This is a genomic window from Pandoraea commovens (assembly GCF_902459615.1).
Taxonomy (GTDB): Bacteria; Pseudomonadota; Gammaproteobacteria; order Burkholderiales; family Burkholderiaceae; genus Pandoraea; species Pandoraea commovens.
The window spans coordinates 832,986-859,347 of the sequence record NZ_CABPSA010000001.1 but is presented as its reverse complement, the minus strand read 5'-3'; the positions used below and the strand labels follow the sequence as shown (position 1 = coordinate 859,347).

Genomic DNA, 26,362 nt, shown 5'->3' with positions numbered 1-26,362 from the left:
GTATTCAGGCGAGCACGTTTTGTGCTGCCAGTCGGTTGTTCATGCGTTGTGCGATGAGTGCGAACAGGAGCGCGGTTACGGTTGCGCTATCGGGGCCCGTCATCGCATGGGCCGAATTCGTGTTGCTGCTGTGAGCGTTCGCCACGTCGGTCGGTGTGGCGGTGGCGCGTACGCCACCGCCTTCTTCACCGCCCCTCCCTGGGCTTGCGCCTCTACGACCGGTGTCGGCCACAGCCTCGCGCTGCTTAGCCGTGATGCGTTGACGCTCTGCCGAGATGGCTGCTGCGCCGTGCATCGTTTGTTTGGTATTGCCAACGATCATGGTGTCCCTCGTGATCTTTAGCGTTGCGATGCAGGGATATCTGCAAGAGGTGTGCCAACCACAGATCCGGGGTTCGAATAAGCCTTCTAGTTTTTCCGGCAATCGGCTGAAAAGCCTGTATTTATTTGCGTTTCGGAAAACAAGAATCTTTTGGATCGAGATATCTCGACGGCGCGGGGGGAGTGAAAAGTCAGGGTTAACGCCATCGGGAAATGGCGAATAAACGGCGAAACGACGTTCCCGTTACGGGGTTCGTTACGGGTAACGTAACGTAACGATTCGGATGTAACGGAACGAAAGGGTTGCGAAACGCGTTGGGGAAAGGCGGAACGCAGACGAATGAAACGCAGGTGTGGAATTCAGGAGCAAAAGCAAATGCATCGGAACACCTCGGCGGATATTCAGGTGTTCCGGTGATTCGGGTAATGCCTGATCGAACGTAATAGCTAGATGGCCGTACTAATACCTAAAGGCACGGTGTCGTCAGACAAAAGGGATGTGATCAGGGGGCGAGGCGCTGCATGGCGTGGCCATGTTTGTGTGATGAAACGCGATATGACCGCTTTGGAAAAGATGAATAGTTATTTAAATGCGTGCTGAAGCCGTTGATGAGGGGATTTCGCCAATGTGTGTGGCGTCGCACCAATCATGGTTTTCCCTCGCGCACGTTGTATTGCCTAGTTTTGGAGTATTGTTTGATCAACCTATGTAACGTTTTCTTACATCTGCTGGGGTGATTGGAAGCAAGACTCTAGTTTTTGTGATTTAGTTTAAATTAGCATCAGAAAAAAATAGCGCGCGAGTGCAAAGGCTGTGCCAACAGCCAAGGAAATATTGGCGTACAACGTAAAAGAGGTTCGCGAGCCTTGCAGCGCAACGAACCCGAGGCCGAAGTCAAGAGTTGATCAGCGATATAGCAGGACTCAGTCGTCAGATCTTCGGGTCGATGACAGCTCTGCTGTGTGCCAACGGGCGCTTAGCGCCTTTTTGAGGGAGGGTGATATGAAACTCGGTAATCGTTTTCGTCTGTTTGCGCGCGACGAGCGTGGTGTGACGGCGCTTGAGTACGGCATCCTCGCCGCCATTGTCGCGGTGATCATCGGTGGCACCGTTTATACGAATCTGGGCACGACGTTCTCCTCTGTGTTCTCGAAGATCCAGTCGGCGGTCACGGCAGCGGGCGCATAAGGTTCACGTAGTTCGTATCGGAACAACGGCGCTTCGGCGTCACAGAAGAAGTCGGCACTGGCTCCTCGCGTCTGCGTGCTGTAGCGAGGGATCGTGCGGACCATAAGGGGAAGGGCGCAGGTTCACAGACAAGCGCCATTCGGGGTAGTGGGATGCTGTATTCGCGAGGAAGCGAATCATGCGAGCAAATCGAGTTGGGGCAAGCAGCCGGCAGCACAGACTGTCGCGGCAAAAGGGTGTGACCGCGCTGGAGTACGGCATTCTCGCGGCCATCGTGGCAGTCATCATCGGTGGCACGGTCTATACGAACATGAGCAGTGTGCTCTCGAGCGCATTCAGTACGGTAACGTCGGCGGCCACCTCGGCGGCATCGCATTGAGACAGCATGGGCGCTGATATGTATAGGCGGTTTTTATAGTCGGTTTTAAGCGGAACCGGATGCGAGACCTCCTGTGCTGACATTGCTGTGGCTGTTATGTGTGCCGATCGTACTGACCGACCTGATCGCACGGCGTATCCCGAATATCTGGCTGTTGTGTGTTGCTGCGCCCGCGCTGGTCTGGATTGCGTGGCAAGCGTGGCACACCGGACCTCGGGTGCTGTGGGTCCACGGACTGGGCGCATTTCTGGGATTGATCGTACTGCTACCGTTTTGGTGGCGAGGTGTGATGGCCGCAGGCGACGTCAAGCTGTTTGCGGTGATCGGGTTGGTTGCGGGTTACCCCGCGCTGTTGCCGGTGTGGTGTCTGGCCAGCGTGGCGACGGGCGTGCATGCGTTGGTGGTGCTCACCGGTCGTATGAAATGGCTCACACGATGGCGCGAACGTTGGATGGCGTCGGGCGTGTGGCAACGAATTCTGCAGTGGCGGGCGGGGCGTGCGGGTTTGCCTTACGGGGCCTATCTGGCTGCCGCAGCGCTCGTGGTGCGATGAAGACAGTGAGCGGATGAGGGTGTGAGGGCACCGGTCGTCGGCAGCAGCAAGATCGCTGACCATCGCAAAGTGGGGATGTATCGGGGGTGACGAGTGTTGGCGAAGCCAGCACCGTAATAACGGGAGGCGCGGGCGACGCCGCGCAAATTTGCAGGTTCATGCGTCGCCAGACACGGTCGAAAAGCGCCGTGCGCGACGGGGGGTATCGTCATGAAGCGGTCTGGGGCACGGGCAAATTCAGGGTTGCGATGCGTTCGGTCGACACGACCGCGCGGTGTCGCTGCTCTGGAATTCATGCTCATCCTCATGATTCTGCTGCCTGCCTTCTACGTCGCGGTCGCCTTCTCTATCAACATTCTTGCCCGGCAAATGCTCACACAGGCCGCCTCCGAAGCGGGCCGTGCGATGTTGCGCGCCGGCACGATGGCGCAGCGTCAGGGATATGCCACAACGGCGATCAATACCACGCTGACATGGCCTTCGGCGTCGGCCGTCAGCGCGACGTTTCCGGCGGATGCCACGTATCCCTGCCCAGCGTCGGGGACCGGAACGGTGTCGCAATGCATCGTCCACGTGACGCTGACGTTGAATCAGCCGATGACGGTCAACTGGCCAGGGCTGGGCGCGCTGGTGCCGCAAACCGTGATCGGTACGGCGGCCGTGACGCTGGACACGTCGACGCTCGGAGGGAGTTGAGCGATGGTCTGGACGGGCAGTACACGCACGAAGCAAGTACGAAGCTAGCAACAGGTAGGACCACGCGTGAGGTAACAGGAAGTCGCATCGGATTGATATGCCGCCGGCATGCCGGCGTCCCGCAAGTTGTGACTGAACGGCCGACAGGCCCCAAGCCATGAACAAAGCCACCAAGATTCTTGCTGCTGTGCTGGTTATCGTCGGTGTCGCGCTGGCGCTCTTCGCATTGCGTCTGGGAACGACCAATGCGCCTGCGCCGAACGCCACGCCCTCGGCGGTGACCCAAACGCTGACACAGCGCTTCCCGGCCGTGGTGGCGGCTAAGGCGCTGACTCCGGGCAAACCGATTACGGCCGACGACATCAAGATTGCGCAGTTCGACAGCCAGACACCCAATGCCTTCGCCAACCCGGCAGACGTCGTGGGCCGGGTGCCGCTTGTCGCACTTGCCGCAGGTGTACCCGTCACGCAAAACACGCTGGCACGCGGCCTCGCGATGCAGCTCGCCCCCGGCGAGCGCGCCGTCGCCCTTCCTGTGACCGAGACGGTCGGCGTGAGCAACCGCATTCGCCCCGGCGATTTCGTGGACGTCTTCTTCACGATGAAAACGAATCAACCCGCAGGCAGCCCGACGGTCGGCTTGGTGGACGACACGCAAGCGCGCTTGCTGGCGTCGCGTGTGCGGGTGCTGACCTACGGCAATGCGTCGCTCGACGACATCACGCCGCCGCCCGCTGCGCCCACCGTCGCGTCCACCGTCGCGGCAGCGACGTCCAGCGCGCCGCCGCCGCAACAGGCGGCCGCGCCGCAACCGCCGCCGATGCCCGCGACCTCGGCGGTCGTGGCGGTCCCGATCGAAGACGTCAACCGACTCGTGCTCGGCGCACAGCAGGGCAAGATCACGCTCGCATTGCGCAACCCCGCCGACGACACCAAGCCCGATACCTCGCTGTTCCCGCCGACACCGCCCGTACTTGTGAGCAAGGCCGGTCTCGCGGGCGACATCAAGGCCGCACTGAACTCGCCGGAGAACCAGGCCTACGCCGGTATCGCCACGACGGGGCTCGCGGGTGAGCCGCCGCGACGCACGGCGGCAGCACCTGCGCCGCGTGCGCCGGGGGGCGGTGGGGGTGGCGGCACGGTCGAAGTTGTGCGCGGTGCCGAGCGATCCACCGCGTCCTTCTGACCTGAGCCCATCGAAACGATTTGAATTGAGTGAACTGAATTGAAGTGACGAGCAGATCCGGTGATGTTCGGGCGCGGGGGGCAACCAGTGCGACGAACACCACTTAACCGACACAGTGACCGATACAGCCACGCCATGATCAGAAGCCAGGTTCGCACTGCCAGACGAGAAACCAGACGTGTCACGGGAATGCTGTTTTGTTTTGCTGCGCTGCTCGCGTGTGGCGCGACGGTTGCGGTCCGGATGGCTGACGCCGCCGATACCGCACCGAGCGCAGGGTCTCGTTCGCTGACGCTCGCCGTTCACGAGCAGCGCGAATTACCGATCTCGGGCACGCTGGAGCGCGTGGCCGTCGCCGATCCGGAGATCGCGGACATCGTCGTGCTCAAGGGCTCGGGCGGACGTCGCGGGTCGGTGCTGGTCGTCGGCAAGAAGGCCGGTACGACACAGGTATCGACGTGGCCGCGCGGTGGCGAGGCCACCCGTTGGGAGGTTCATGTGCAGGGCAACCTGCAAAGTGCATTGGGGGACACCGGCACGGCCAGCGTCGACGCGCGCGGCAGTGCGGCTGTCATCAAGGGACATACGAATACGCTCATCGAACACAGCGGCCTGCAATCGGCAGCGGTCGATGCGACAGGCAAAGGCGGGGTGGTGGTGGACCGTTCGACGGTCGGAGACACGGGCGTGGTGCAGGTCGACGTCAAGATCGTCGAAGTGAACCGCAACATTCTGAATCAACTGGGGGTGGACTTCACGGCAGAGCGCATCTCGCCATCGGGCGGATTCGGCGTGATTTCGACACTGGGGACGGCGGCTTTCGGCAGTGGCGGCACCTCGACGTCGAACTTCGGATCGTTCTTCGGCTCGATTACGCGCGGCGCATTCAACTTGTCGGCGAAGATCAACCTGCTGCAGTCGAACGGTTTGGGGCGCGTACTTGCCGCACCGTCGCTGGTTGCCTTGTCGGGGCAGAGCGCGAGCTTCCTCGCCGGTGGCGAGTTGCCGGTGCCGCAGTCGGGGGGGTTGGGCACGACGACCATCGTCTACAAGTCGTTCGGTGTAGGCCTGACGGTGACGCCGACGATTCTGTCGCCGAACCGCATCGCTCTGAAGGTCGCGCCGGAGGCGTCCGATCTTGACTATACGAATGCCGTGGTGATTGCGTCGACGCAGATTCCCGCGATCACGACACGGCGCGCCGATACGACAGTCGAGCTGGGCGACGGCGAGAGTTTCATCATCGGCGGCCTGATTTCGCGCACGACGACCGCCGCCGTCGACAAAGTACCGCTGCTGGGCGATCTGCCGCTCATCGGCTCGTTTTTCCGGAATCTGAAGTACAACAGTATCGAGAAGGAACTGGTCATCATCGTCACGCCTCACCTGGTCAAGCCGGTGTCCAGAGACGTGACGCTGCCGCTGCCGGGGGACACCCGGGAGAAGCGGCCGGGGCCGGTGTGGGGGGAGTATCTGATGGGCGTGGCAAGCGACAGCGAACTGCCGGGTTTCTCGAAGTGACCGAAGTGGCATTAGCGCCGGATCGCAGCAGGTTCGACGGCGGCGCGGCGGTCTCGGGCGAAGCATCGGCGAAAGCCGGGTTGGGGTAGTAAGGAGTGCACAAATGAACGCACCGACGCGAATACTGGACACCATGACTGAGTTGCATCGCTTTCTTTTTTGCAGCGCACATGCGGGCCACGGACAGTGGCTCTCGGCGGCTTTGCGCGAAGAGGGCGTGGTGCTGCAGGAAGCCGGACGTCCGGCGCAGTTGCAGCAGCGCATCGGCGATCTCGATCCGCAGGTCGTGCTGCTCGACTTCTCGGGCGAGCCGACCGGTCACGCCGACGATCCGCCCGATGGCGGCATCGCGCAGGCCACGGAGCTGGCGCAGATGCTCAAACGCGTCGCGCCCAAACTACCGTTGGTCGCCGTGGGTTCGATGGTGCGTGCCGACGGCATGAAGGCCGCGATGCGCGCTGGCGTCCATGACTTCATCGACATGCACTCGACGCATGAAGAAGCGCTCGATGTCGTGCGTCGCGTGATCGATCACACGCCGACGGCGAGCGTGACGGCAGCGCCCCAGCGCCACGGCCGGTTCATCGTGTTGCTCGGTGCGCGGATCGGTGTCGGATGCAGCACGCTGGCTGCACATCTGTCGCAACTGGGTCAGGAAATGTCCGTCGGCACCGATCCGGACCGTGCGGAGAAGACCGCCAAGGCGGCCAAGGCCAACGCGAACAAGGACGACAAGTTCGACAGTTCATTGCTCGGCCACGTCGCGCTGCTCGATCTCGGGTTGCCTTCCGGCGACGGACTGCTGTATCTCAACACGCAAAGCCAGTTCAGCTTCGCCGAGGCCGTGCAGAACCTGCGCCGTTTCGATGAAACGCTCGTGCACACGGCCGTGTCGCACGCGCCGAGCGGTCTGGCCGTGCTGCCGCTGCCGCTCGATCTGGGCGATATGCGCAGTGTGGCGGCGGCTGACGCGCTTGCGCTCACCGATCGCCTGCGCGCGTTCTTCGATCTGATCGTGGCCGACCTCGGCGGCTTCTCGAATCCGCAGTTCGTGGCCAGCCTGGTGCGCGCCGCCGACGAAGTGTGGCTCGTGGTCGACCAGAGTGTGGGCGCGATCGTCTCGCTTGCGTCGATGCTTCGCGACCTGGAGGAGAAGAGCGTCGAGCGCAGCCATCTGCATCTCGTCCTCAATCGTTACGACCCGCGTTACGGCATGGCGGCCGACCAGATCGCCAAGCGCTTCGACGTGCCGCTGCTCGCCACGCTGCCCGACCGGCCGCTCGCCATGCTCTCGGCCACCAATCAGGGCAAGCTGATCATCGATACGGCGCGCAGCGACCCGTACGTACGTGCGCTACAACCGTTGGTGGAACGACTGCTCTCCGCACAGCATGCGGGCGCCGCTTCGCACCGCCAGTCGTCGGGCTGGCTGGGCCGATTCATGGGAAAGCACTGATATGACCGACTCCATCGAATTTGCCGACGACAAGCGCGCGTTTGCCAATTCACAGCAGTTTCAGGACATCAAGACCGCTGCGCACGAACATCTGCTTGCGCGCATCGAAGAACTCGGCGCGGAATTCGGGCGCTGGAGCCGTAGCGCGATCCAGCAGTTCGTCGATCTGGAAATGGACGGCTTTGTGCGTCTGCGCCGCATCCCGATCAACGAGGCGGAGCTGCGTCAGATCTCCGACGCGCTGACCAAGGAGCTGGCTGGCTTCGGTCCGATCGAGGACCTGCTGGCCGACGCGGCGGTGGAAGACATTCTGATCAACGGCTACAACGACGTGTACGTCTCGCGTCGTGGCGTGCTGGCGCGCGAAGCGCTGCGCTTCTCGGACAATCAGCACCTGCTGCGGATCGTACGTCGCATTCTCGCGCCCATCGGGCGGCGTCTGGACGAATCGAATCCGATGGTCGACGCGCGTTTGCCCGATGGCGGACGTCTGAACGTGGTGATCGAGCCACTGGCCGTGGACGGGCCGGTCGTCTCGATTCGTAAGTTCCGCAAAGACCCGCTCAAGCCGTCGGACCTGCTGCAACTCGGCAGCTTCAACGAAGAGATCTACAACTTGCTCGAAGCGGCAGTGCGCTCGCGCTGCAACATCCTCGTCTCGGGTGGCACGAGCTCGGGCAAGACGTCGCTGCTCAACGCGCTGGCGAGTTTCATCCCGGCGACCGAGCGCGTGGTGACGGTGGAAGACACGGCCGAACTCTCGCTGAACCACCCGCACGTGGTGCGGCTGGAGTCGCGCCAGAGCGGCTTTGACGGCTCCGGGGAAGTGACGATTCGCGATCTGATTCGTAACAGTCTGCGGATGCGTCCCGACCGGATTATCGTGGGCGAAGTGCGCGGCTCCGAAGTGCTGGAAATGATGCAGGCGATGAACACGGGCCACGAAGGCTCGATGGCGACGATTCACGCCAACTCGCCGCGCGAATGTCTTTATCGTCTGGAGATGCTGGCGGGCTTCGCCGGGTTCCAGGGCAGTGAGAGCAGCTTGCGCCGTCAGATCACGAGCGCGCTGGACTTCATCGTGCAGATCGGCCGTCTGTCGAGCGGACGCCGACGGATTCTGTCGATCACGGAAGTGACCGGCGTGTCCGATACCGTCATCTCCACGCAGGAGCTGTTCCGTCACGAGTCGGTGGTCGGGCCGGACGGCGAGGAAAAAGACAAGTGGGTGTCGCTCGGGCTTCAGCCGCATTCGCCCAAGCTGCAACGCTACAAGGAGCAGACGCGCAATGCGGCGGCCGCCGCGCAGGCGCAACAGGGCAATGTGCCGCCGGACTCGGGCGGCGGTGGCTTCTTCGGACGCCGTCGATGAACGCCCTCGTGCTGTGGGCCGCATGCATCGCACTGCTGCTGGTGGCAGCGGGGCTGGAGCTGTGGCGTCGCACACATCAGCGCGCACGCGAACAGGCGACTAGCGCGTTTCTTGAGCGTCAGCTCGCGCAGAACGCGCCAAAGTTCGGCGCCGCCGAGACGGGCGAAGTGCGCGCGCCGCGCCGCAAGTCGTTGCCGTGGGAGTTCTTCTTCGAGCGTGCGGGCGTGCAGCCCGATACACCGTTCTATCTCATGCTTATCGTGCCCGGTCTCGTGCTGACGCTGGGCTTTTGGATGTGGCAGGGACCGCTTTCGGCGATTGTGATTCTGATCGTGTACGCGGTCGTCACGGTGCTGCGCTATTGGCTCAAGGCAGCGCGCCGACATCGCGACATCGTGCGTCAGTTGCCGATCTTTCTCGACGGCATGGTGCGCATGCTGACCGTCGGTAACAGCCTTCCCTCGGCGTTTCAGTCGGCCGCAGGCAACGCCGATCTGCCGCTGCGCGAGTTGCTGGAGCGGGCAGTGCGTCAGGTGCAGGCAGGCGTAGAGCTGGACGTCGCGCTCAAGCAGATTGCACGCGTCTACCAGGTGGATGAGATTTATCTGTTCGCGTCGGTCGTCGATCTGTCGACGCGTTTCGGCGGACGCGCCGACCAGATTCTGGCGCGCATGTCGGGCTTCATGCGCGACCGCGAGCAGGCGCAGGCCGAGTTGTTCGCGCTGTCGTCAGAGACGCGCATGTCGGCGTGGGTACTCGCGGCGCTGCCGATTGTGGTGAGTGCGCTGCTGATGTTGCTGAATCCGAAGTTCTTCGAGCCGATGTTCCAGGAGCCCGCCGGTCAGAAGCTGCTGGCTATCGGGCTGGGGCTGGAGGTGTTCGGCGGTTTCGTGCTGTACCGGTTGGCCAAGTCGCTCTGAGCGCGAAGGACCCGCAGCCATGAACCTCTCATCGTTCTCGACCGACTCGCAAACCTGGATGATGCTTGGCCTGCTGATGGTCGCGGCAGGGCTGTTGCTCGCGGCGTCGGCGATCTTGTTGCGCGCGGTGCGGCAAGGGCGCAGCGGCCGGATGATCGATCAGGTGCTTGCAAGCCGTCAGCAGCAGGCGCTTGCGGCGTTGCGCTCGGCTACGTCTCCGACGGGGTTGCGTGCCAATGTCAATGGCGATGACGATGCGCAGGCGTCGGGCGAGGGTAAGCAGCGTGGCTGGCGCTCGCTGCTCGACCGTGCGGCGGCGCTCGGCAAGCAATGGTCGGAAACGCGCCTTGGACAGAACCTGATCGCGGCGGAAGATCGTCTGCTGCTCGCGCAATGCGGCTATGACAGCGTGCGCGCCAAGTCGCTGTTCCTGTTCGCACGCGTGGCGCTCGCGGTAGTGTTGCCGCTGATTGTCTGGTTGTGGTTTCCGGGCGGTGGCGGACTTGGCACGATCCTGCGGCTGATCGGGGCGGCAGGTGCCGGATTGCTCGCGCCGAAGTTCTATGTGCAGCGCAAGGCAGGACAACGTCGCCGCGATCTGGTGGACGAACTGCCGTTGCTCATCGACTTGTTGCGACTGCTGCAAGGCGTGGGGCTGTCGATGGACCAGAGCTTGTATGTGGTGGTGTCCGACTTCCGCGAAGTGCTGCCGATTCTGTCGAAGGAATTCGAGAACGCTAACCGCCAATATGCGTCGGGGCGTGGTCGTGAGGCGTCGATGGGGCGGCTGCGCGAGGTGTACGACAACGACGATCTGCGCGCGCTGGTGAGGCTCATCGTGCAGGTCGAACAGCATGGCGGCGCTGTGCAGGAGCCGCTGCAACAGTTCAGCGATCGCTTGCGCGAACAGCGCCGTCAGACGATGAAGGAGCGCATCGGCAAGCTTACGGTGAAGATGACGCTGGCCATGATGCTCACGCTGCTGCCAGCGCTGATGCTCGTGGTCGCCGGACCGGCGCTACTGTCGCTGACCAAATCCATGGAGGCCATGAATTGACCATGCCAATCCAGACGCGATTCCTCGCACGTGAGCAGACGCGCCATGCCGGTGCGGTCGCCGCGTCCACTGTGGCCGTTGCGCTGTGTGCTGCACTGCTGGCCGGGTGCAGCAGCGGGCCGACGATGGGGGCTTACGGCGCACCGTCGGCCGCCGCGCTGATGCAGGCGCAGCAAAACGACGAAGAGAAGGCGAAGCTTGCGAAGCCCGACACGCGTGAGTTGTATCTGTCGATGATCCGTCAGGTGCAGGATCAGGGCTCGTACTTCGCGTCGCTCGCGCACATCGAACAGTTCCGCATGCAGTTCGGCTCCGCGCCCGACGTCGACATTCTTCGTGCCGATGCCCTGCGCGAGACCGGGCAGCCCGACGCGGCGGAGCAGGCGTACCGCCAACTGCTGGGCAGCACCGAAGCCGCTGCCGCCTGGCACGGTCTGGGACTGGTGTCTGCGCAGCGCAAGGATTACGCCGCGGCCACGCAAGCGTTGCGCGAGGCGGTGTCGCGCGCGCCGACGCAAGCGTTCTATCTCAGCGATCTGGGTTTCGCGCTGCTGCGTAACGGCGAACCCGCTGCCGCGCGTGTGCCGCTGGCACAGGCGGCAGAGTTGCAGCCCGACAGTAAGAAAGTGCTCAGCAACCTGGCCGTGTATCTGCTCGTGACCGGCGATCGCTCGCGTGCCGACGCGATGATGACGAACGCCAAGATGTCGCCATCCACGCGCGAAGCCATTGACAAGCTGGCCGCCGATATCCGGGCGCAGACCAAGGCGCGCAAGCAGGCCGCAGACGCCGCCGCCGCACGCGCCGCCGCACAGGCAGCGGCAGCCATCGCGCCGCAGGCCGCACCTGTCTTGGCAACGGCTTCGGCATCGGCGGAATCTGCTGCATCGGCTCGCGCGAGCGCAAGCAGCGAGGGGCCGGTCGTGGTGCGTCTGTCGCAGGCGAGTGCATCGGAAGCTGGGCAGAACAAGGTGCCGTCGAAGCCATCTCAGGTCGCTTCGGCATCGGACGCCAAACTCGCGCGTGCCGGGGACGGACCGCGCAGCGACATGCCGACGTCGATGCTCGACCGGTTCGCGCATTCGCAGTAAGAACGAACGCAGCAACATCAGGGGAGACGTGAAGATGGCCATCCAGAAACTTGAGGGAACACCGGGCGTCCGTTCGCTTCGTGCGGCGCAGCTCGGGCTTGCCGTGTTCACGCTATGGGCCGGAGCTGCCGCAGCGCAAAGCAACGCACCTGTCACCGGCGCGATGGGCGGGGCGGACTCGCGCGCTGTCGCAACAACGTCCGCTGCTCCGGTAGCGCAGCAAGCGCCTGTAGCCACCAATGTGCAGCAGGCACCCGTTGCACAGAGTACGGCAGCGCCCTCGCAGCAGGCCGTCCGCATTCCGGCCAACGTTGTGCGCCGCACGTCGCCGCCGGTCGTCGGCTCGCCAGCGCGAGACGGCATGCTCGGCGACGAGACCGAAGCGTTGCTCGCCGTGCAGTCGAACAACCTTGCCGCAGGCCCGGGCTTGCCGATGCTCGGGGCGACCGCGTCGCGCGCCTACCGTCGCTATCTGGAAAGCTTCAACTACGCGATCCCGGCGTTCTTCGCCACGATGGTCCAGAGCGATAACGGCACGGGCGGTGGTGGCGGCAATGGCGGTGGCGCGTCACCGGCGGCAGCGGGGGCTGGCGCGAGCCAGTGATGTCTCATGACTCCGCGTGCGCGTGTGCGCTCAACGACTGACACGACTCGTGCAAAGCGCACGGTGTGGTTTGCCGGACGCCAGCGCGGGTCGGTGCCGATCCTCGCCTTCATTTTCCTGACGGTCGTGCTGATTCTGGCGTTCTCCATCGACGCCGGTTTCGCCTTCATGAAGCGACGCGATCTGCAACGTGCTGCCGACATGGCGGCGCTCGCCGGGGCGCAAACGCTGCCCGGCTGCGCCAACACGACCTCGTACGACACCGTCGCGCGGGCGAACGTGGCGTCGAACCTCGGCAACAACGTCACCAGTCTGACGATCGCCACGTCGTGCGGGATCTGGACGTCGCCAGCAGCCACGGCGACGACACCGGGGACATTCGTCGCCGCGACGTCGGCCAATGCGGCGAGCGGCAACGCCGTCTCTGTGACGCTCACGCTCGGGGTGCCGTCGTTCTTCCAACTGGCGGGCACGCGTACGATCTCCGCTAATGCCATCGCACGCAAGGCCCCGGCCGTGGTGACGTTTACCGTCGATTCGGGGCTGCTTGCGCTCAATGCGAATAATTCGGTCCTCGCACCGCTGCTCAATTCCGTGGGGATCTCGCCGACGCTATACGTGGGTGCGGCGCAGCAACTCGTCGGCGTGAACATCACGCCCAAGGGACTGTTGCAGGCGCTAGGTGTGCCGGTGACGGGGGACGTGAGCGTGGCGTCGCTCTCCGGGGTGGCGGCGGTGAAGAACCTCACGGTTGGCACGCTGCTGAGTGCAACGAATACGGCGCTCGCCACGCAGAACGGCGCGTTGTCGGCTTCCGTCACGGCGATGAACAACCTCATCAACGTGTTTGCCAACAGCCCGGTCCTCAATCTGCCGATCAACCTGCTTGGCTCGGCCACGACGCCAGGCATCATTGCCAACATCGATGCGGCAGGGGTGAGTGCGGCGAACGCGCTGAACGCCAACGTGGGCATCTCCGATCTGATCACGGCGGCCATCGTCGGCGGGACGGGGAACAATGCCGTTGCGATTCCGTCGCTGAGTATCCTCGGCGGGACCGTGTCGGTGGTCGCGCGGGTGATCTCGCCGCCGCAGATCGGCGTCGGCGGGGTCGGTGCGACGGCGACGAACGCGCAGGTGCGGCTGTTCCTGACGGTCAATTCGGCGGCGTCCAGTGCCGGTCCGCTCGCCGGGATTCTCAGTGCAGTGGGCACGCAGTTGAACCTGCCTCTTGTCCTGGAAGTCGCGCAGTCGACGGCGACCGTGACGGCGCTGCAATGCGGCGCGACGCCATCGACTACATTGCAGGTCAACTCGGGGCTGGTGAACGTTTGCGTGGGCGCGGCGGCCAGCGGCGTGAACGTTCAGACCAACCCGGCGAGCTGCACCACGCTCATGACGCAACGCACGAACATCGCGACGTTGCTCGGGCTCATCAATGTCGGGGCAAACGTCAACCTCTCGCTCGTGACCAATTCGCCCGCACCGATTACCTTCACGGGACCGTTCCCACAGAAGGTCGGGCCGATTGGGTCGAGTGTGAATCTGAGTCAGATAGTGACGGCGCTGCTCACCGGTTTGTCGCTTGACGTCAGTGCTGGCGGCACATCGACGTCCGGGACTATCGGCACCGGGCTGGTCAACAACGTGCCGTCTGCGGTCGCAGGTGCTTCGATCTCCACCGTCAACTCGTTCCTCAGTTCGGCCGCGGCCGGACTGAAGACGACGACCAACGCGCTGGGTACAACACTTGGCGGTGTGCTCACGCTCAATCTGCCGCAGGTGCTCGGCGGCGTAGGTGGGCTGGTCAACGGGCTGGTGAATACGTTGGGCGGCATCGTGAGCGGTTTGCTCGGCGGCGTCACCGATCTATTGTGCAATCTGTCCGGCAACGCCAATCAGTGTCGTATTAACGCGGTGTCGGGTTCGATTGGCACCTCCGACATCTCACCCGTGCTCGGCAGCGTGCTCTACACCTTGCTCAACCCGCTGCTCACGCCGCTGAGCAACCTGCTCAACACGCTGCTGTCGTCGCTGGGCATCACGCTAGGCATGACGACGGTGACGGTCGACAGCATCAATTGTCAGAACGGGCTTGTGCAGCTCGTGTATTAGCGAACCTATCGGAACACATCGCGACGCCCGAACCGGAGCCGGGACGGCGCACCGAAATTCACCATGACGAACGCCCGGGGGCGTTCGCCAACGAGCGGACCAGCATGAAAAGCAAGCCAGTACGTGAAGACCTCGATGTCTACGTGTGGGAAGGCAAGTCGGACATTGCCGACCGCGTGTCGCATTGCCTCGCAAGCTTCGACATGGAAGTGATTCGTGCAGACGGTGCCGACCTGTCGCGCGAGCGCACGCGTGCGCGGCCGTCCATCGCCGTGGTCAGCGTGTCGGTGATCGAAGGCGCGTCGACCAACGCGAACGAATGGCAACTCGGTCACGGCATGCCGGTGATCTGGGTGGCCACCACGCCGCGCGAGAATGACCGGAGCGTCTTTCCGCCCGAGTACAGCAACATCCTCACGCTCGACTTCTCCGGCGCGGAACTGCGCACGCTCATCTTCAAGCTCTCCGGTGCGATTGCGGAGGCTGACCGCGCGCCGGTGCCGTCCGACCCGCTCGTCGCCCAATCGAGTGCGATGCTCGGCCTGCTCGCCGAAGTGGACGCCTTCGCCGACTGCGATTCGAACGTGCTGATTCATGGCGAGACTGGCGTGGGCAAGGAGCGGATTGCACGTCTGCTGCACGACAAACAGACCCACTACGGGCAGGGGCCGTTCGTTGCCGTGAACTGCGGTGCGATTCCGGATGGCCTGTTCGAGTCGCACTTCTTCGGGCACGCCAAAGGGGCGTTCACCGGGGCGTTGTACTCGCACAAGGGGTACTTCGAGCAAGCCAACGACGGCACGCTGTTCCTCGACGAAATCGGCGATCTGCCGCTGTATCAGCAGGTCAAGCTGCTGCGGGTGCTGGAGGATAGTGCGGTGACGCGTCTGGGCTCGGCGCAGCCGGTGAAGCTCGACTTCCGGCTGGTGGCGGCGACGAACAAGAACCTGAAGTCGATGGTGCGCGACGAGTTGTTCCGCGCCGACCTGTTCTATCGTCTCGCCGTGATCGAGTTGCACATCCCCAGTCTCGAAGAGCGCGGACCGGTCGACAAGCTGGCGGTCTTCACGGCGTATCTCGGCAAGGTGGTCGGCGACAGCGAAGTCGGCGCGCAGGTGCCGCCGTGGCTGCGTGAACTGGTCGAAGGCGGCGTGTTTCCTGGCAACGTCCGCGAAATGCGCAATATCGCCGAGCGTGTCGGCATCATCTACCGGCAACTCGGGGGCTGGGACGAGCGGCGGATCCGTCCGATCTTCGATGCACTGTTGATGGGGGCGACCGGGGCAGTGCCGCGCGCCGACGATCCGGCACGCAGCGGGGCACTGGCCGACCGCGCTCGCTGGGACGCCACCGAGCGTGCGCGCATCGTGGCTGCCCTCGACGCCAACGGATGGCGACGTCAGGACACGGCGAACGCGCTGGGCATCAGCCGCAAGGTGCTGTGGGAGAAGATGCGCAAGTATCAGATCGTCGGCAACGACTCTGAGCTGGCGAGCGAATACGAGGGATAAATGAGAAAGATAAGCATGGCCCCGCGTGTTGCGTGGGGAATGCCTCAATCGCACCTTGAATGACGGGATTTTTCTGACATTCGGCTTCTCCTGACCGGAAGTCTCGCACCCCTTCAGTTGCGCAGTATCAACAGATGAAATCGCGGGGGCACAATAACGCATTCCCCGCTTGGAAGAGCGCGCCTCAATGGATAGAATTGTCGGCTATTGCGGGCATGCGGTTATCATTCCACAAATACGCAGGTCCCAGATCCTCGGGACGGAGTCCGGGGTGGCGATTGAATGCGACGAATAAGGGCCGTAAAACGGTCCGGTCGATAACAGGAAAACAGATCAGATGAAAATCAGTGATTGCCGGGGGCGGTTGTGGTTGGGCGTGGGGGTGGCATGCCTGGCAGCCTGGGGAACTTCAGCGATGGCTGCCGATGCGGTGCGCGACGTAACGGGTGCAACGCCTGCACAACTGGCAGCTCCGGCAGTGCCTGCGCAATCGGCCACGGCACCCGCCGCAGCCTCGGGCACGATTCAGGAACTGCGCGATCGCATCCAGAACAAGGAAGTGACCGAACTGCGCACGACCTATAACGGCCGCTACGGCGCGAGCCTGTTGTTCTATCCGCAGACGCTGGGCTACTACGTCGCCCTGTTCCACGAAGGCCAGTTCTGGCGCGTGGTCAAGGTGAGCAACGAGAAGAAGGCTGAATCGCTGTACGCCGACTTCGTTCATCAGACGCAGGTGCTTGCCGACGTCGAAATCAACCGCATCAAGCTCGAAGCGCAGAAGGCGATGATCGAGCGTCAGCTGGCCGAGAGCGAAACCCGCCTGAACGCCGTGCAGAACGACCTCAGCATCCAGCGTCAGCAAGAACAGGCACTGGCGCAGAATCAGCAGGCTGTGCGTGAGCAGGCCGCTGCGCTGGAAACCGAACGTAGCGCTGCGCGCATTCGCCTGACGGACGTTCAGGGTCAGATCCGCTCGCTGGAAGCGCAGCAGAACACGGTCGACTCGGACCTCGTGCGCTCGGTCAAGGGCTCGACCAAGAAGACCACGCGTCGTCGCTGATCGATGCCGCACCTGCGATTCGCTGGAGGATGCCTCCGGCGTCTCAGGATGTGAGAAAGCCGCCTTCGGGCGGCTTTTTTCATGGGCGCGTCAAACACCGGGTGTCACGCTCTCGGCGGGCGAGGTGAACGGCAGAGTGGTCAACAAAACGGACGCGCAGGCGGCTGTCGCTACACGCAATTGCCGGGACTGTCGACACACGAATCGCGCATGTCTGGCATATGTCGCGCATTTGCAACTCGAAAAGCGGTGCCGCACCGGCGATCCTGTGTGCGCCCATGTCGGGCAAAACCCTTGCCGCACGGGACTGGTCACGGCGCGCGGCTCGTCATATCCTAGCGAGGCATGTCATGTAACAGGTCCGGCGCTCAGCATCTGCCCGGACTGGCGAGGGAACCGGCGCCCAGTTAGAATAGCGCCCATTTTGTGCAGCGCAATAAAGCGATTACCCAAACCTTATGACGCAAAACATTCGACACGGGCAGCGCCCTCAGGCCATGCCCGCGCTCATGGTGGCGGCCATCGGCGTGGTCTTCGGCGATATCGGCACCAGCCCGCTCTATGCGCTCAAGGAATGTTTCGATCCGCAGCACGGCATTCCGTTTAATCAGCAAGCCGTGTTCGGCATCATCTCGCTGTTGTTCTGGGCGCTGGTGATCGTTGTTTCCCTGAAGTACGTGTTGTTCGTGATGCGCGCCGATAACCGCGGTGAAGGTGGCGTGCTGGCGCTCATGGCGCTCAGCCTGCGCAGCGTGCGGGCGGGGAGCAAATGGGCGACGGTGCTCATGATGCTGGGGATGTTCGGTGCCTGCATGTTCTATGGGGATGCCGTCATCACACCAGCCATCTCCGTGATGTCGGCGGTGGAAGGGTTGGAGATCGCAGCGCCCTCGCTCTCGCGCTTCGTGCTGCCGATTACCATCGTCATCCTGATCATTCTGTTCTCGATGCAGAAATCGGGGACTGCGAAGGTCGGCCGTCTGTTCGGCCCCGTCATGGTGGTCTGGTTCGTGATTCTCGGCGTGCTCGGCGTGTACAACATGGTGCTCGCGCCGGAGATCGTCAAAGCGATCAATCCCTACTACGGCATCCATTTCATCCGCACGCACGCGCTGCAAGCGTACATCGTGCTCGGCTCGGTGTTCCTGGTGCTGACCGGTGCAGAGGCCCTGTATGCGGACATGGGCCACTTCGGCATCCGTCCGATTCGTTTCGCGTGGTCGTTCCTCGTCTTCCCGGCACTGGCGCTGAACTACTTCGGTCAGGGCGCGTTGCTGCTGTCGAACCCGAAGGCCATCGAGAACCCGTTCTTCCTGCTTGCGCCGGACTGGGCGCTGCTGCCGCTGGTGATCGTGGCGACGGCGGCAACCGTCATCGCGTCGCAGGCTGTGATCTCGGGGGCGTTCTCGCTCACCAGTCAGGCGATTCAGCTCGGCTATGTGCCGCGCATGAAGATTCTGCATACGTCGGATCGCGAGATCGGTCAGATCTACATGCCGGTCATCAACTGGTCGCTGCTGCTGGTCATCATCTGGATCGTGCTGGCATTCAAGTCGTCGAGCAATCTGGCGGCTGCGTACGGGATTGCCGTGACGACGACGATGGTCATTACGACGATTCTCGCGTGCGTGGTCATGGTCAAGGTCTGGAACTGGAACAAGTTCCTCGTGGCGCTCATCATCACAGGCTTCCTTGTCGTCGACTTCGCGTTCTTCGGCGCGAACCTGATCAAGGTCGAAGAGGGCGGTTGGTTGCCGCTGGCGCTTGGCGCATTCCTGTTCTTCATGCTGATGACGTGGCACAAAGGCCGTCAGTTGCTGCGCGAGCGCACGGCCGCCGACGGGATTCCGCTAGGTCCGTTTCTGCAAGGTCTGCTGGCACACCCGCCGCATCGCGTGGCTGGCACCGCCATTTATCTGACGGGTGGCAACACGCTGGTCCCGGTGAGCCTGCTGCACAACCTGAAGCACAACCGCATCCTGCATGAACGTACGATCTTCCTGACGTTCCGCACGCTCGACGTGCCTTACGCGGAAGACAGCAGTCGCATCGAGGTCAAAGACCATACCGGCGGTTTGTATAGCGTGGTCGCGACGTTCGGCTTCAATGAGACGCCGGACGTCAAGGAAGTGCTGCATCTGCTCGAGGAGAAGACGGACATGCACTTCGAGTTGATGGACACGTCGTTCTTCCTGGCGCGCGAGACGGTCGTTCCGACCAAGCTGCCGGGGATGTCGATCTGGCGCGAACGTCTGTTTGCCTGGATGCACCAGAACGCCGCCAAGCCGACGGACTTCTTCAGTATTCCCGCCAACCGCGTGGTTGAACTGGGGACGAAGATCGAAATTTGACGGTTAGTCGAAAGATCAGACGTAAAAAAGCCCGCTCGATTTGAGCGGGCTTTTTCTTTATGACGCTGTCGTTGCGATCAGCGCTTGAGCTTGGCGAAAGCGGCTGCCATGGCGTTGACCGTTTCCGGCTCGCGCTGACGGCCACCGCCGCTGTTGCCGCCACGGTGACCGCCACCGCCGGTGCCGCGTCCACCTGCGCTACCACCGCCGCTGCTCGGGCGATCGCTCGCACCGGCCACCGGCAGATCGTCGTTCAGACGCATGGTGAGCGAAATACGCTGACGGCGCGGATCGACTTCGAGCACCTTGACCTTCACGATATCGCCAGCCTTCACGACTTCGTGCGGGTCCTTGATGAACTTCGTCGACATGGCGGAGACGTGGACCAGACCGTCCTGATGCACGCCGATATCGATGAACGCACCGAAGGCGGCCACGTTCGTGACCACGCCTTCGAGCTGCATGCCCGGCTTCAGGTCGGTCAGCTTCTCGACGCCGTCCTGGAACGTCGCGGTTTTGAACTCGGGGCGCGGGTCGCGACCCGGCTTTTCGAGTTCGGTCAGGATGTCCTTGACCGTCGGCAGGCCGAAACGCTCATCGACGAATTCCGTCGGCGACACGCTGCGCACGACCGAACCGTTGCCCATCACATCGCCAATGGTCTTCTTGATCTTGGCGAGAATGCGCTCGACGACCGGATACGCTTCCGGGTGAACCGACGAACGATCCAGCGGATTGTCGCCGCCGTTCACGCGCAGGAAGCCCGCGGCCTGTTCGAACGTCTTGTCGCCCAGACGCGGCACCTTTTTGAGCGCTTCACGATTGGCGAACGGGCCGTTGCTGTCGCGGAAGTCCACGATGTTCTTCGCGAGCGTGCTGTTCAGTCCCGACACGCGCGCGAGCAGCGGGGCCGATGCCGTGTTGACGTCCACGCCCACGGCGTTCACGCAATCCTCGACGACGGCGTCCAGCATACGTGCCAGTTCGCGCTGGTTCACGTCGTGCTGATACTGGCCCACGCCGATGGCCTTCGGCTCGATCTTGACGAGTTCGGCCAGCGGATCTTGCAGACGGCGGGCAATCGAGACGGCACCGCGCAGCGACACGTCCAGTTCCGGGAATTCCTTCGCCGCGAATTCGGAGGCCGAGTACACCGAAGCGCCGGCTTCCGACACCACGATCTTTTGCAGCTTCAGTTCGGGATGGCGCTTGATCAGTTCGAGCGCGAGCTTGTCCGTCTCGCGCGAGGCGGTGCCGTTGCCGATGCTGACGAGTTGCGCGCCGGTCGCGGCGGCAATCTTCGACAGGCGGGCGAGCGAGCCGTCCCAGTCGCGGCGCGGTTCGTGCGGATAGATCGTGTCGGTGCCGAGCAGCTTGCCGGTCGCATCGACCACGGCCACCTTCACGCCGGTACGCAGACCCGGGTCCAGACCGATCACGCCCTTCGGACCGGCGGGCGCGGCGAGCAGCAGCGCCTTGAGGTTGCGGGCGAACACACGAATGGCTTCGCTCTCGGCGCTTTCACGAATCTGCGTGAGCAGTTCCGACTCGAGGTGCGGCTGCACCTTCACGCGCCAGCTCCAGCGGCAGACGTCGCCCAGCCACTTGTCGGCTGCGCGGTTCTGCTGGCGAATGCCGAAATGACCGGCGATCACGCCTTCGCACGGATGCGGGACCTGCGCGTCGAGTTCTTCGCCAAGGCCCAGCTTGACCATCAGAATGCCGAGGTTGCGACCGCGGAAGAGGGCGAGCGCACGGTGCGACGGCACCGCAGCGAGCGGTTCGGCGTAGTCGTAGTAATCGCGGAATTTCTCGCCTTCCTCGCTTTCCTTGCCTTCGACGACCTTTGACGACACCACGCCCTGATTCCAGAGGTAGTCGCGCAGCTTGCCGAGGAGTTCGGCGGTTTCGCCGAACTGTTCCGACAGGATGTCGCGCGCGCCATCGAGGGCAGCCTTCACGTCGGCCACGCCCTTCTCGGCGTCGACGAACTTGGCGGCTTCGACTTGCGGGTCGAGCGTCGGATCGGCGAGCAGGGCCTGCGCGAGGGGCTCGAGGCCAGCTTCGCGGGCAATCTGCGCGCGGGTGCGGCGCTTTTGCTTGTAAGGGAGGTAAAGGTCTTCGAGCGTCTGCTTCGTTTCCGCCGCCACGATGGCGGTGCGCAGTTCGTCGGTCAGCTTGCCTTGCTCTTCGATGCTCGCGAGAATCGCGCCGCGGCGGTCTTCCAGTTCGCGCAGATACAGCAGGCGCTCTTCCAGATTACGCAGTTGCGTGTCGTCGAGGTTATCGGTCACTTCCTTACGATAGCGAGCGATGAAGGGCACGGTGGCGCCTTCGTCCAGCAGTTGCACGGCGGCGGCGACCTGACGCGGCTGCACGTTAAGTTCGTCGGCAATGCGTTGAACGATCTGAAGGGCTACGTTTTGCGTCATGAGTGTTGCGAGTTACCCAAGTGCCAGGAGCGGGGCATTTTGCCATAAACCGCGGGCGCGTCCGGGCAGGCAATGCTAAAATTTGGCATGACTCCGCACAACCTCATGATTTCCTTCGAAAAATTGTTTTCGCGACTGAATCTGCGCCAGGTTTCGCGCCGTCCCGCACGTGCATCGATCTCCGCCGTCGGGCTGTTCGGCATTATGACGGCCGCTGCCGTCGTGCCGTTTGCCGCATCGGCACAGCAGGGACTCTCGGCAGTCGAGGCCGCCGGGCGCACGACTGAACAGCTCCGGGTGCCCGTCAAGCCGTTCGATGCGACCGCCGACCGTGTCCCGTCGTCGGCTAGCAAAGCCAGCGCGGCCGCCGCTGCCGCCGAGGACGACAAACCCGTTCCCTATGACGATCAACTGGATATGCATCCGGCTGCCGACGATTTCGGTGGTCGTCGCGCGGTGCTCGATCGTCAGCGGGCATGGATCGATTACCGTTTCGAAGAAGCCAAGTACGAGTGCGCGTCGAAGTTCTTTGTGAACTATTGCATCGACAATGCCCGCGACGAGCAGCGCGAAGCGCTCAAGGCCGTTCGCAGTCAGCGTCTGGTGCTGGAAGATCAGGAGCGTCGCGCACGCGCGCAGGAGCGTGACGAGCGTCTGGCGGAGAAGCGGGCGCAAACGGCCGCTGAAGCGCCGCAGCGCGCTGCCGAGCGTGCACAGAACGTCTCCGATTACGAAGCCAAGCAGGCTGAGTATCAGCAGCGGGTGACGGAGCGCACGGGGCAGGCACCTGAGCGCGCGGCGAATGCCGAGACGTACAATGCCAAGCAGGCGGCTCAGCAGCAAAAGCTCGACGAGGCGAAGGCGTCGGCGGCGCAGAAGGCGGCCGAGCGCGAAGAGAACGTCCGGAAGTACAACCAGAAGCAGCAGGAAGCCATCGAGCGTCAGCAGAAGTCGGATGCCCGTCGCAACGAATCGCAATCGGGCAGCTCGCCTGCGCAAAAGGCCATTCAGGGGCAGTGAGCGACGTCGCTCGAATTGAGCGAGTCGGGTTGGTTAAGTCGGTTGAGTCGGTTGAGTCGGTCGAGGCGCTTAAGTCGATTAAGTCCGGAACCGGAATCACTAGAGAGTTGCAGGAGAGTCGCCACGATGCAGCAAGATCTTCACTCCGTTGGACGCCGCATCATCGAGTTGCAGATCGAGCACCGCGATCTGGACTACCTGATCGACAAATTGCTGACGGCGCCGACGTACGACGAACTTCAGGTCTCCCGGCTCAAGAAGCGCCGTCTGAAAATCAAGGACACGATCACCCTGCTGCAAGTGCAACAAACACCGGATCAACCCGCCTGAGCGGGACGATCCGCAGATCCGCGAGACGTCGGCAAGTATCGTCCGAATTTGTCCGAATCGTTCGCGCGGGTATTTTTTCATTGCGGCGCCGCGAATCTCCATGAGGGGAATCGCGGCGCCTTCGAGTTTTCTGAGCCGTTTTGACCGATTCCGCCGCATCCAGCGATTCCTCCGATCTCTCCCGAAGCCCCGATAGTCCGGACGCGCCGACGTTCCACGGACTCAAGCCGCTCGCGCCCAAGCGCGAACGCGAGCTGGAGGAAATCTTCGGCGACGGCGGCATGCTCGCCCGCGCCATCGATGGCTACCGCTCGCGCGAGCCGCAGACCGAGATGGCACGCGCCGTGGCAGCCGCCATGGACACACACGACTCGCTGATCGCCGAAGCAGGCACCGGCACGGGCAAGACCTACGCTTATCTCGTGCCCGCGATGCTGTGGGGCGGCAAGACGATCATCTCGACCGGCACCAAGCATTTGCAGGATCAGATCTTCGCGCGCGACATTCCCACCGTGCGTAAGGCGCTTGCTGTGCCCGTGACCGTGGCCATGCTCAAGGGGCGTGCGAACTACCTCTGCCACTACTATCTGGAGCGCGCGCAGCAGGAAGGTCGCTTCGCTTCGCGTCACGAGGCGGCGCAACTGCGCGAAATCACCACGTTCGCGCAGATCACGCACAGTGGGGACAAGGCGGAACTGGCGTCCGTCCCCGAGAACGCGCCGATCTGGGCGCAGGTGACCTCCACCCGCGATAACTGCCTGGGTCAGGATTGCCCGCGTTACAAAGACTGCTTCGTGATGCAGGCACGCAAGGAAGCCCAGCAGGCCGACCTCGTCGTCGTCAATCACCACCTGTTCTTTGCGGACGTCATGCTGCGCGACACGGGCATGGCCGAACTGCTGCCCAGCGCGAACACCGTCATCTTCGACGAAGCCCATCAGTTGCCCGAGACAGCCACGCTCTTTTTCGGCGAGACGGTCTCGACCACGCAGTTGCTCGAACTGGCGCGCGATTGCGTCGCGGAGGGGCTGATTCACGCGCGCGACGCGGCCGATTGGGTCAAGCTCGGCGCGGGTCTTGAGCGCGCAGCGCGCGATGTGCGTCTGACGTTCGGTCAGGACAATGCGCGCATGTCCGTCACGCAATTGCCGGACGATCACGAACTGTTCGGCGCGCTCGAAAGTGTGGACCTCGCGCTGCAAGACCTCATCGAGACACTTCAGCATCAGTCCGAACGTGCGGAAGCGTTGGGCGCGTGCCTGCGCCGGGCGCTGGAATTGCACGAGCAGCTGGAGCGCTGGCAGACAGGCGCGACGCCGCCCACGCCGGGCGAACAACCGCTGCCATTGCTCGATCCGGATGCGCCGCGTGTGACCGATGGCAAGCGCGAGAAGGCGGCCAAGGCACGCGAGGCAGAAGCCGCGCGGCTTGTTGCCGAAGCGAAGGCTGCGGACGACGGCGACGGAAAATCGGACAAGTCTGAAAAGACCTACACGCCGCCGGAAACCGTTCGCTGGATCGAAGTGTTTTCGCAGGCGGTGCAGTTGCATCAGACGCCGCTCTCGATTGCGCCGATCTTCGCGAAGCAACGCGCCGGTGCGCCGCGCGCGTGGATCTTCACGTCGGCCACGCTGTCGGTGAGGGGCAACTTCATGCACTACGCCGCGCAGCTTGGGTTGGATGCTGGCAAGTCGCTCACGCTGGCCAGCCCCTTCGACTATCAGAACCAGAGCCTGCTGTACGTGCCGCGCGGTTTGCCGCAACCTTCCGCGCCGAACTTTACCGATGCCGTGCTCGACGCTGCGTTGCCTGTGCTTGAGGTGAGTGGCGGTCGGGCGTTCGTGCTGTGTACCACGCTGCGTGCGGTGAACCGCGCAGCGGAGCGTCTGCGCGAGGAGTTCGAGCGCCGCGGTTGGCCTTACCCGTTGCTGGTGCAAGGCGAAGCCAGCCGTACGGAACTGCTCGACCGTTTCCGCGCGCTGGGTAACGCGGTGCTCATCGGTAGTCAGAGTTTCTGGGAAGGTGTGGACGTGCGCGGCGAAGCGCTCTCGCTCGTCATCATCGACAAGTTGCCGTTCGCGCCGCCGGACGACCCGGTGCTTGCCGCGCGTCTGGACGCGCTGACGAAGAAGGGGCTGAGTCCGTTCGCCGTCCATCAGTTGCCACAGGCAGTCATTACGCTGAAGCAGGGCGCGGGACGGTTGATTCGCTCGGAGGCGGATCGCGGCGTGCTGATGATTTGCGACCCGCGTCTGGTGGATAAGCCTTATGGGCGTCGGATCTGGCAGAGTCTGCCGCCGTTCAAGCGCACGCGGGAGCTGCCGATTGTGCGCGGTTTCTTCGACGAGATGGCGGCGGAGGCCGGAGGCTGACGTTTATCCGCAGTGTGTGAAATGAAAAAGCCAGACGGTGACGCGTCTGGCTTTTTTGTGGCGGGAGGCGGGCCGCGCTTGCGTTAACCGGGAAGGGCATCCAGCCATCGCCCGATAACGGCTGGCGCGACTTCCGGCAGGCGTGCGTGATGCACGCGTGCATCGTTGCGCAACGTAGTCGGGTCGATCTTGGCAGTACCGAGTTCGCAGGCGTGGCCGACGAGCCAGGACTCGATGCTGGCGGCGTCGGCTTCCAGATGGAATTGCAGACCGAGTGCGTGATCGCCCATCGCAAAGGCCTGATTTTCGCCAATCGCGGTTCGGGCCAGATGCGTCGCACCCGGCGGGATATCGAACTGATCGCCGTGCCAGTGCAGCACGCTCGCGTTGCCGAGGGCGGCCAGTGGCGACGATTGCCCGGCTTCGGTGAGCGTCAGCGGCGCGTAACCGATTTCCTTCACACCCAGCGGATAGACTTTCGCGCCCAGTGCTCGCGCCATCAATTGCGCGCCGAGACAAATCCCTAGAATCGGCTTGTTCGCGCTCAGGCGCGCTCTCACCAGCGCAAGCTCATTCGCGATGAACGGATGGATGACGTCATCGAAGGCGCCGATCGGTCCGCCGAGCACGACCAACATGTCGGGCGCGAGGACGTCGATGGCGCGAAGGTCCGCGAGCGGTGCGTCGACATAGTCGATGCGATAACCGCGCTGGGCGAAATACGGTGCCAGCGTGCCGAGGTCTTCGAAGTGCACGTGACGCAAGGCAAGCAGCGTCTTGTCGGGGGCGGGGGTGGTGCTCACAAAACGAACTCCTGTCGAGG

General features: G+C 63.3%; 22 protein-coding genes. 19 read left to right on the top strand and 3 right to left on the bottom strand.

Annotated features, from left to right (window positions below; all coding sequences use genetic code 11):
* Positions 1-4: 4 nt before the first annotated feature.
* On the bottom strand, positions 5-322 hold the full coding sequence (locus PCO31010_RS03690; RefSeq protein WP_150663019.1) for a hypothetical protein: 318 nt from the start codon (positions 320-322) through the stop codon (positions 5-7).
* Between the two features lie 1,002 nt (positions 323-1,324).
* Between PCO31010_RS03690 and PCO31010_RS03685 the strand changes: the two genes are divergently transcribed.
* From PCO31010_RS03685 to PCO31010_RS03610, 16 genes are all read left to right on the top strand, one after another.
* Positions 1,325-1,510 carry a Flp family type IVb pilin gene (locus tag PCO31010_RS03685; RefSeq protein WP_046292265.1) on the top strand — a complete coding sequence of 62 codons (186 nt, stop codon included), beginning with the start codon at positions 1,325-1,327 and terminating at the stop codon, positions 1,508-1,510.
* 178 nt (positions 1,511-1,688) lie between these two features.
* On the top strand, positions 1,689-1,889 hold the full coding sequence (locus tag PCO31010_RS03680) for a Flp family type IVb pilin (RefSeq protein WP_150663018.1): 201 nt from the start codon (positions 1,689-1,691) through the stop codon (positions 1,887-1,889).
* A 73-nt stretch (positions 1,890-1,962) separates the two neighbouring features.
* Entirely contained in the window at positions 1,963-2,442 is a 480-nt protein-coding gene (locus tag PCO31010_RS03675) for an A24 family peptidase (RefSeq protein ID WP_150663017.1), read from the top strand.
* 210 nt (positions 2,443-2,652) lie between these two features.
* Positions 2,653-3,138, top strand: a complete 486-nt coding sequence (locus PCO31010_RS03670; protein WP_150659625.1) for a TadE/TadG family type IV pilus assembly protein — start codon at positions 2,653-2,655, stop codon at positions 3,136-3,138.
* A gap of 157 nt (positions 3,139-3,295) precedes the next feature.
* Positions 3,296-4,324, top strand: a complete 1,029-nt coding sequence (gene cpaB / locus PCO31010_RS03665) for a Flp pilus assembly protein CpaB (protein ID WP_150663016.1) — start codon at positions 3,296-3,298, stop codon at positions 4,322-4,324.
* Positions 4,325-4,567: 243 nt separating this feature from the next.
* The gene (locus PCO31010_RS03660) at positions 4,568-5,845 is read left to right on the top strand and encodes a type II and III secretion system protein family protein (protein ID WP_150663496.1); all 1,278 of its coding nucleotides are present in this window, start codon (positions 4,568-4,570) and stop codon (positions 5,843-5,845) included.
* 103 nt (positions 5,846-5,948) lie between these two features.
* Entirely contained in the window at positions 5,949-7,301 is a 1,353-nt protein-coding gene (locus PCO31010_RS03655) for a CpaE/TadZ family protein (RefSeq protein ID WP_150663015.1), read from the top strand.
* 1 nt (position 7,302) lies between these two features.
* Positions 7,303-8,673: a TadA family conjugal transfer-associated ATPase gene (locus PCO31010_RS03650; protein WP_150663014.1), complete on the top strand. Its 1,371-nt coding sequence runs from the start codon at positions 7,303-7,305 to the stop codon at positions 8,671-8,673.
* A complete protein-coding gene (locus tag PCO31010_RS03645) occupies positions 8,670-9,593 on the top strand; it encodes a type II secretion system F family protein (RefSeq protein WP_150663013.1) in 924 nt (307 codons plus the stop codon). The genes PCO31010_RS03650 and PCO31010_RS03645 overlap by 4 nt, the downstream gene beginning before the upstream one ends.
* A gap of 19 nt (positions 9,594-9,612) precedes the next feature.
* Complete coding sequence (locus PCO31010_RS03640; RefSeq protein ID WP_150663012.1) at positions 9,613-10,650, top strand: type II secretion system F family protein; 1,038 nt, start codon at positions 9,613-9,615, stop codon at positions 10,648-10,650.
* A gap of 2 nt (positions 10,651-10,652) precedes the next feature.
* On the top strand, positions 10,653-11,741 hold the full coding sequence (locus PCO31010_RS03635; RefSeq protein ID WP_150663011.1) for a tetratricopeptide repeat protein: 1,089 nt from the start codon (positions 10,653-10,655) through the stop codon (positions 11,739-11,741).
* Between the two features lie 34 nt (positions 11,742-11,775).
* Positions 11,776-12,345: a DUF3613 domain-containing protein gene (locus tag PCO31010_RS03630; RefSeq protein WP_150663010.1), complete on the top strand. Its 570-nt coding sequence runs from the start codon at positions 11,776-11,778 to the stop codon at positions 12,343-12,345.
* Between the two features lie 6 nt (positions 12,346-12,351).
* Positions 12,352-14,460, top strand: a complete 2,109-nt coding sequence (locus PCO31010_RS03625) for a pilus assembly protein TadG-related protein (protein WP_150663009.1) — start codon at positions 12,352-12,354, stop codon at positions 14,458-14,460.
* 104 nt (positions 14,461-14,564) lie between these two features.
* Entirely contained in the window at positions 14,565-15,971 is a 1,407-nt protein-coding gene (locus tag PCO31010_RS03620) for a sigma 54-interacting transcriptional regulator (protein ID WP_150663008.1), read from the top strand.
* A 337-nt stretch (positions 15,972-16,308) separates the two neighbouring features.
* Positions 16,309-17,034: a DUF2968 domain-containing protein gene (locus PCO31010_RS03615; protein ID WP_150663007.1), complete on the top strand. Its 726-nt coding sequence runs from the start codon at positions 16,309-16,311 to the stop codon at positions 17,032-17,034.
* 458 nt (positions 17,035-17,492) lie between these two features.
* A complete protein-coding gene (locus tag PCO31010_RS03610; protein ID WP_150663006.1) occupies positions 17,493-19,385 on the top strand; it encodes a potassium transporter Kup in 1,893 nt (630 codons plus the stop codon).
* A 77-nt stretch (positions 19,386-19,462) separates the two neighbouring features.
* Here PCO31010_RS03610 and PCO31010_RS03605 read toward each other — a convergent pair whose 3' ends face one another.
* Positions 19,463-21,817: a Tex family protein gene (locus PCO31010_RS03605; RefSeq protein WP_150663005.1), complete on the bottom strand. Its 2,355-nt coding sequence runs from the start codon at positions 21,815-21,817 to the stop codon at positions 19,463-19,465.
* A gap of 105 nt (positions 21,818-21,922) precedes the next feature.
* On the opposite strand from PCO31010_RS03605, the gene PCO31010_RS03600 reads away from it, so the two are divergent.
* The 3 genes from PCO31010_RS03600 (at position 21,923) to PCO31010_RS03590 (ending at position 25,539) form a co-directional block, all read left to right on the top strand.
* Complete coding sequence (locus PCO31010_RS03600) at positions 21,923-22,837, top strand: hypothetical protein (protein ID WP_150663004.1); 915 nt, start codon at positions 21,923-21,925, stop codon at positions 22,835-22,837.
* A 126-nt stretch (positions 22,838-22,963) separates the two neighbouring features.
* Complete coding sequence (locus PCO31010_RS03595; protein ID WP_150663003.1) at positions 22,964-23,167, top strand: YdcH family protein; 204 nt, start codon at positions 22,964-22,966, stop codon at positions 23,165-23,167.
* Positions 23,168-23,307: 140 nt separating this feature from the next.
* On the top strand, positions 23,308-25,539 hold the full coding sequence (locus PCO31010_RS03590) for an ATP-dependent DNA helicase (RefSeq protein WP_150663002.1): 2,232 nt from the start codon (positions 23,308-23,310) through the stop codon (positions 25,537-25,539).
* 83 nt (positions 25,540-25,622) lie between these two features.
* Here PCO31010_RS03590 and PCO31010_RS03585 read toward each other — a convergent pair whose 3' ends face one another.
* On the bottom strand, positions 25,623-26,342 hold the full coding sequence (locus PCO31010_RS03585; RefSeq protein WP_150663001.1) for a glutamine amidotransferase: 720 nt from the start codon (positions 26,340-26,342) through the stop codon (positions 25,623-25,625).
* Between the last annotated feature and the right edge of the window lie 20 nt (positions 26,343-26,362).

Coding starts and splice junctions, on each gene's coding strand:
- PCO31010_RS03690 (WP_150663019.1), bottom strand. CDS start 322: ATGATCGTTGGCAATACCAAACAAACGATGCACGGCGCAGCAGCCATC.
- PCO31010_RS03685 (WP_046292265.1), top strand. CDS start 1,325: ATGAAACTCGGTAATCGTTTTCGTCTGTTTGCGCGCGACGAGCGTGGT.
- PCO31010_RS03680 (WP_150663018.1), top strand. CDS start 1,689: ATGCGAGCAAATCGAGTTGGGGCAAGCAGCCGGCAGCACAGACTGTCG.
- PCO31010_RS03670 (WP_150659625.1), top strand. CDS start 2,653: ATGAAGCGGTCTGGGGCACGGGCAAATTCAGGGTTGCGATGCGTTCGG.
- cpaB (WP_150663016.1), top strand. CDS start 3,296: ATGAACAAAGCCACCAAGATTCTTGCTGCTGTGCTGGTTATCGTCGGT.
- PCO31010_RS03660 (WP_150663496.1), top strand. CDS start 4,568: ATGGCTGACGCCGCCGATACCGCACCGAGCGCAGGGTCTCGTTCGCTG.
- PCO31010_RS03655 (WP_150663015.1), top strand. CDS start 5,949: ATGAACGCACCGACGCGAATACTGGACACCATGACTGAGTTGCATCGC.
- PCO31010_RS03650 (WP_150663014.1), top strand. CDS start 7,303: ATGACCGACTCCATCGAATTTGCCGACGACAAGCGCGCGTTTGCCAAT.
- PCO31010_RS03645 (WP_150663013.1), top strand. CDS start 8,670: ATGAACGCCCTCGTGCTGTGGGCCGCATGCATCGCACTGCTGCTGGTG.
- PCO31010_RS03640 (WP_150663012.1), top strand. CDS start 9,613: ATGAACCTCTCATCGTTCTCGACCGACTCGCAAACCTGGATGATGCTT.
- PCO31010_RS03635 (WP_150663011.1), top strand. CDS start 10,653: ATGCCAATCCAGACGCGATTCCTCGCACGTGAGCAGACGCGCCATGCC.
- PCO31010_RS03630 (WP_150663010.1), top strand. CDS start 11,776: ATGGCCATCCAGAAACTTGAGGGAACACCGGGCGTCCGTTCGCTTCGT.
- PCO31010_RS03625 (WP_150663009.1), top strand. CDS start 12,352: ATGACTCCGCGTGCGCGTGTGCGCTCAACGACTGACACGACTCGTGCA.
- PCO31010_RS03620 (WP_150663008.1), top strand. CDS start 14,565: ATGAAAAGCAAGCCAGTACGTGAAGACCTCGATGTCTACGTGTGGGAA.
- PCO31010_RS03615 (WP_150663007.1), top strand. CDS start 16,309: ATGAAAATCAGTGATTGCCGGGGGCGGTTGTGGTTGGGCGTGGGGGTG.
- PCO31010_RS03610 (WP_150663006.1), top strand. CDS start 17,493: ATGACGCAAAACATTCGACACGGGCAGCGCCCTCAGGCCATGCCCGCG.
- PCO31010_RS03605 (WP_150663005.1), bottom strand. CDS start 21,817: ATGACGCAAAACGTAGCCCTTCAGATCGTTCAACGCATTGCCGACGAA.
- PCO31010_RS03600 (WP_150663004.1), top strand. CDS start 21,923: ATGATTTCCTTCGAAAAATTGTTTTCGCGACTGAATCTGCGCCAGGTT.
- PCO31010_RS03595 (WP_150663003.1), top strand. CDS start 22,964: ATGCAGCAAGATCTTCACTCCGTTGGACGCCGCATCATCGAGTTGCAG.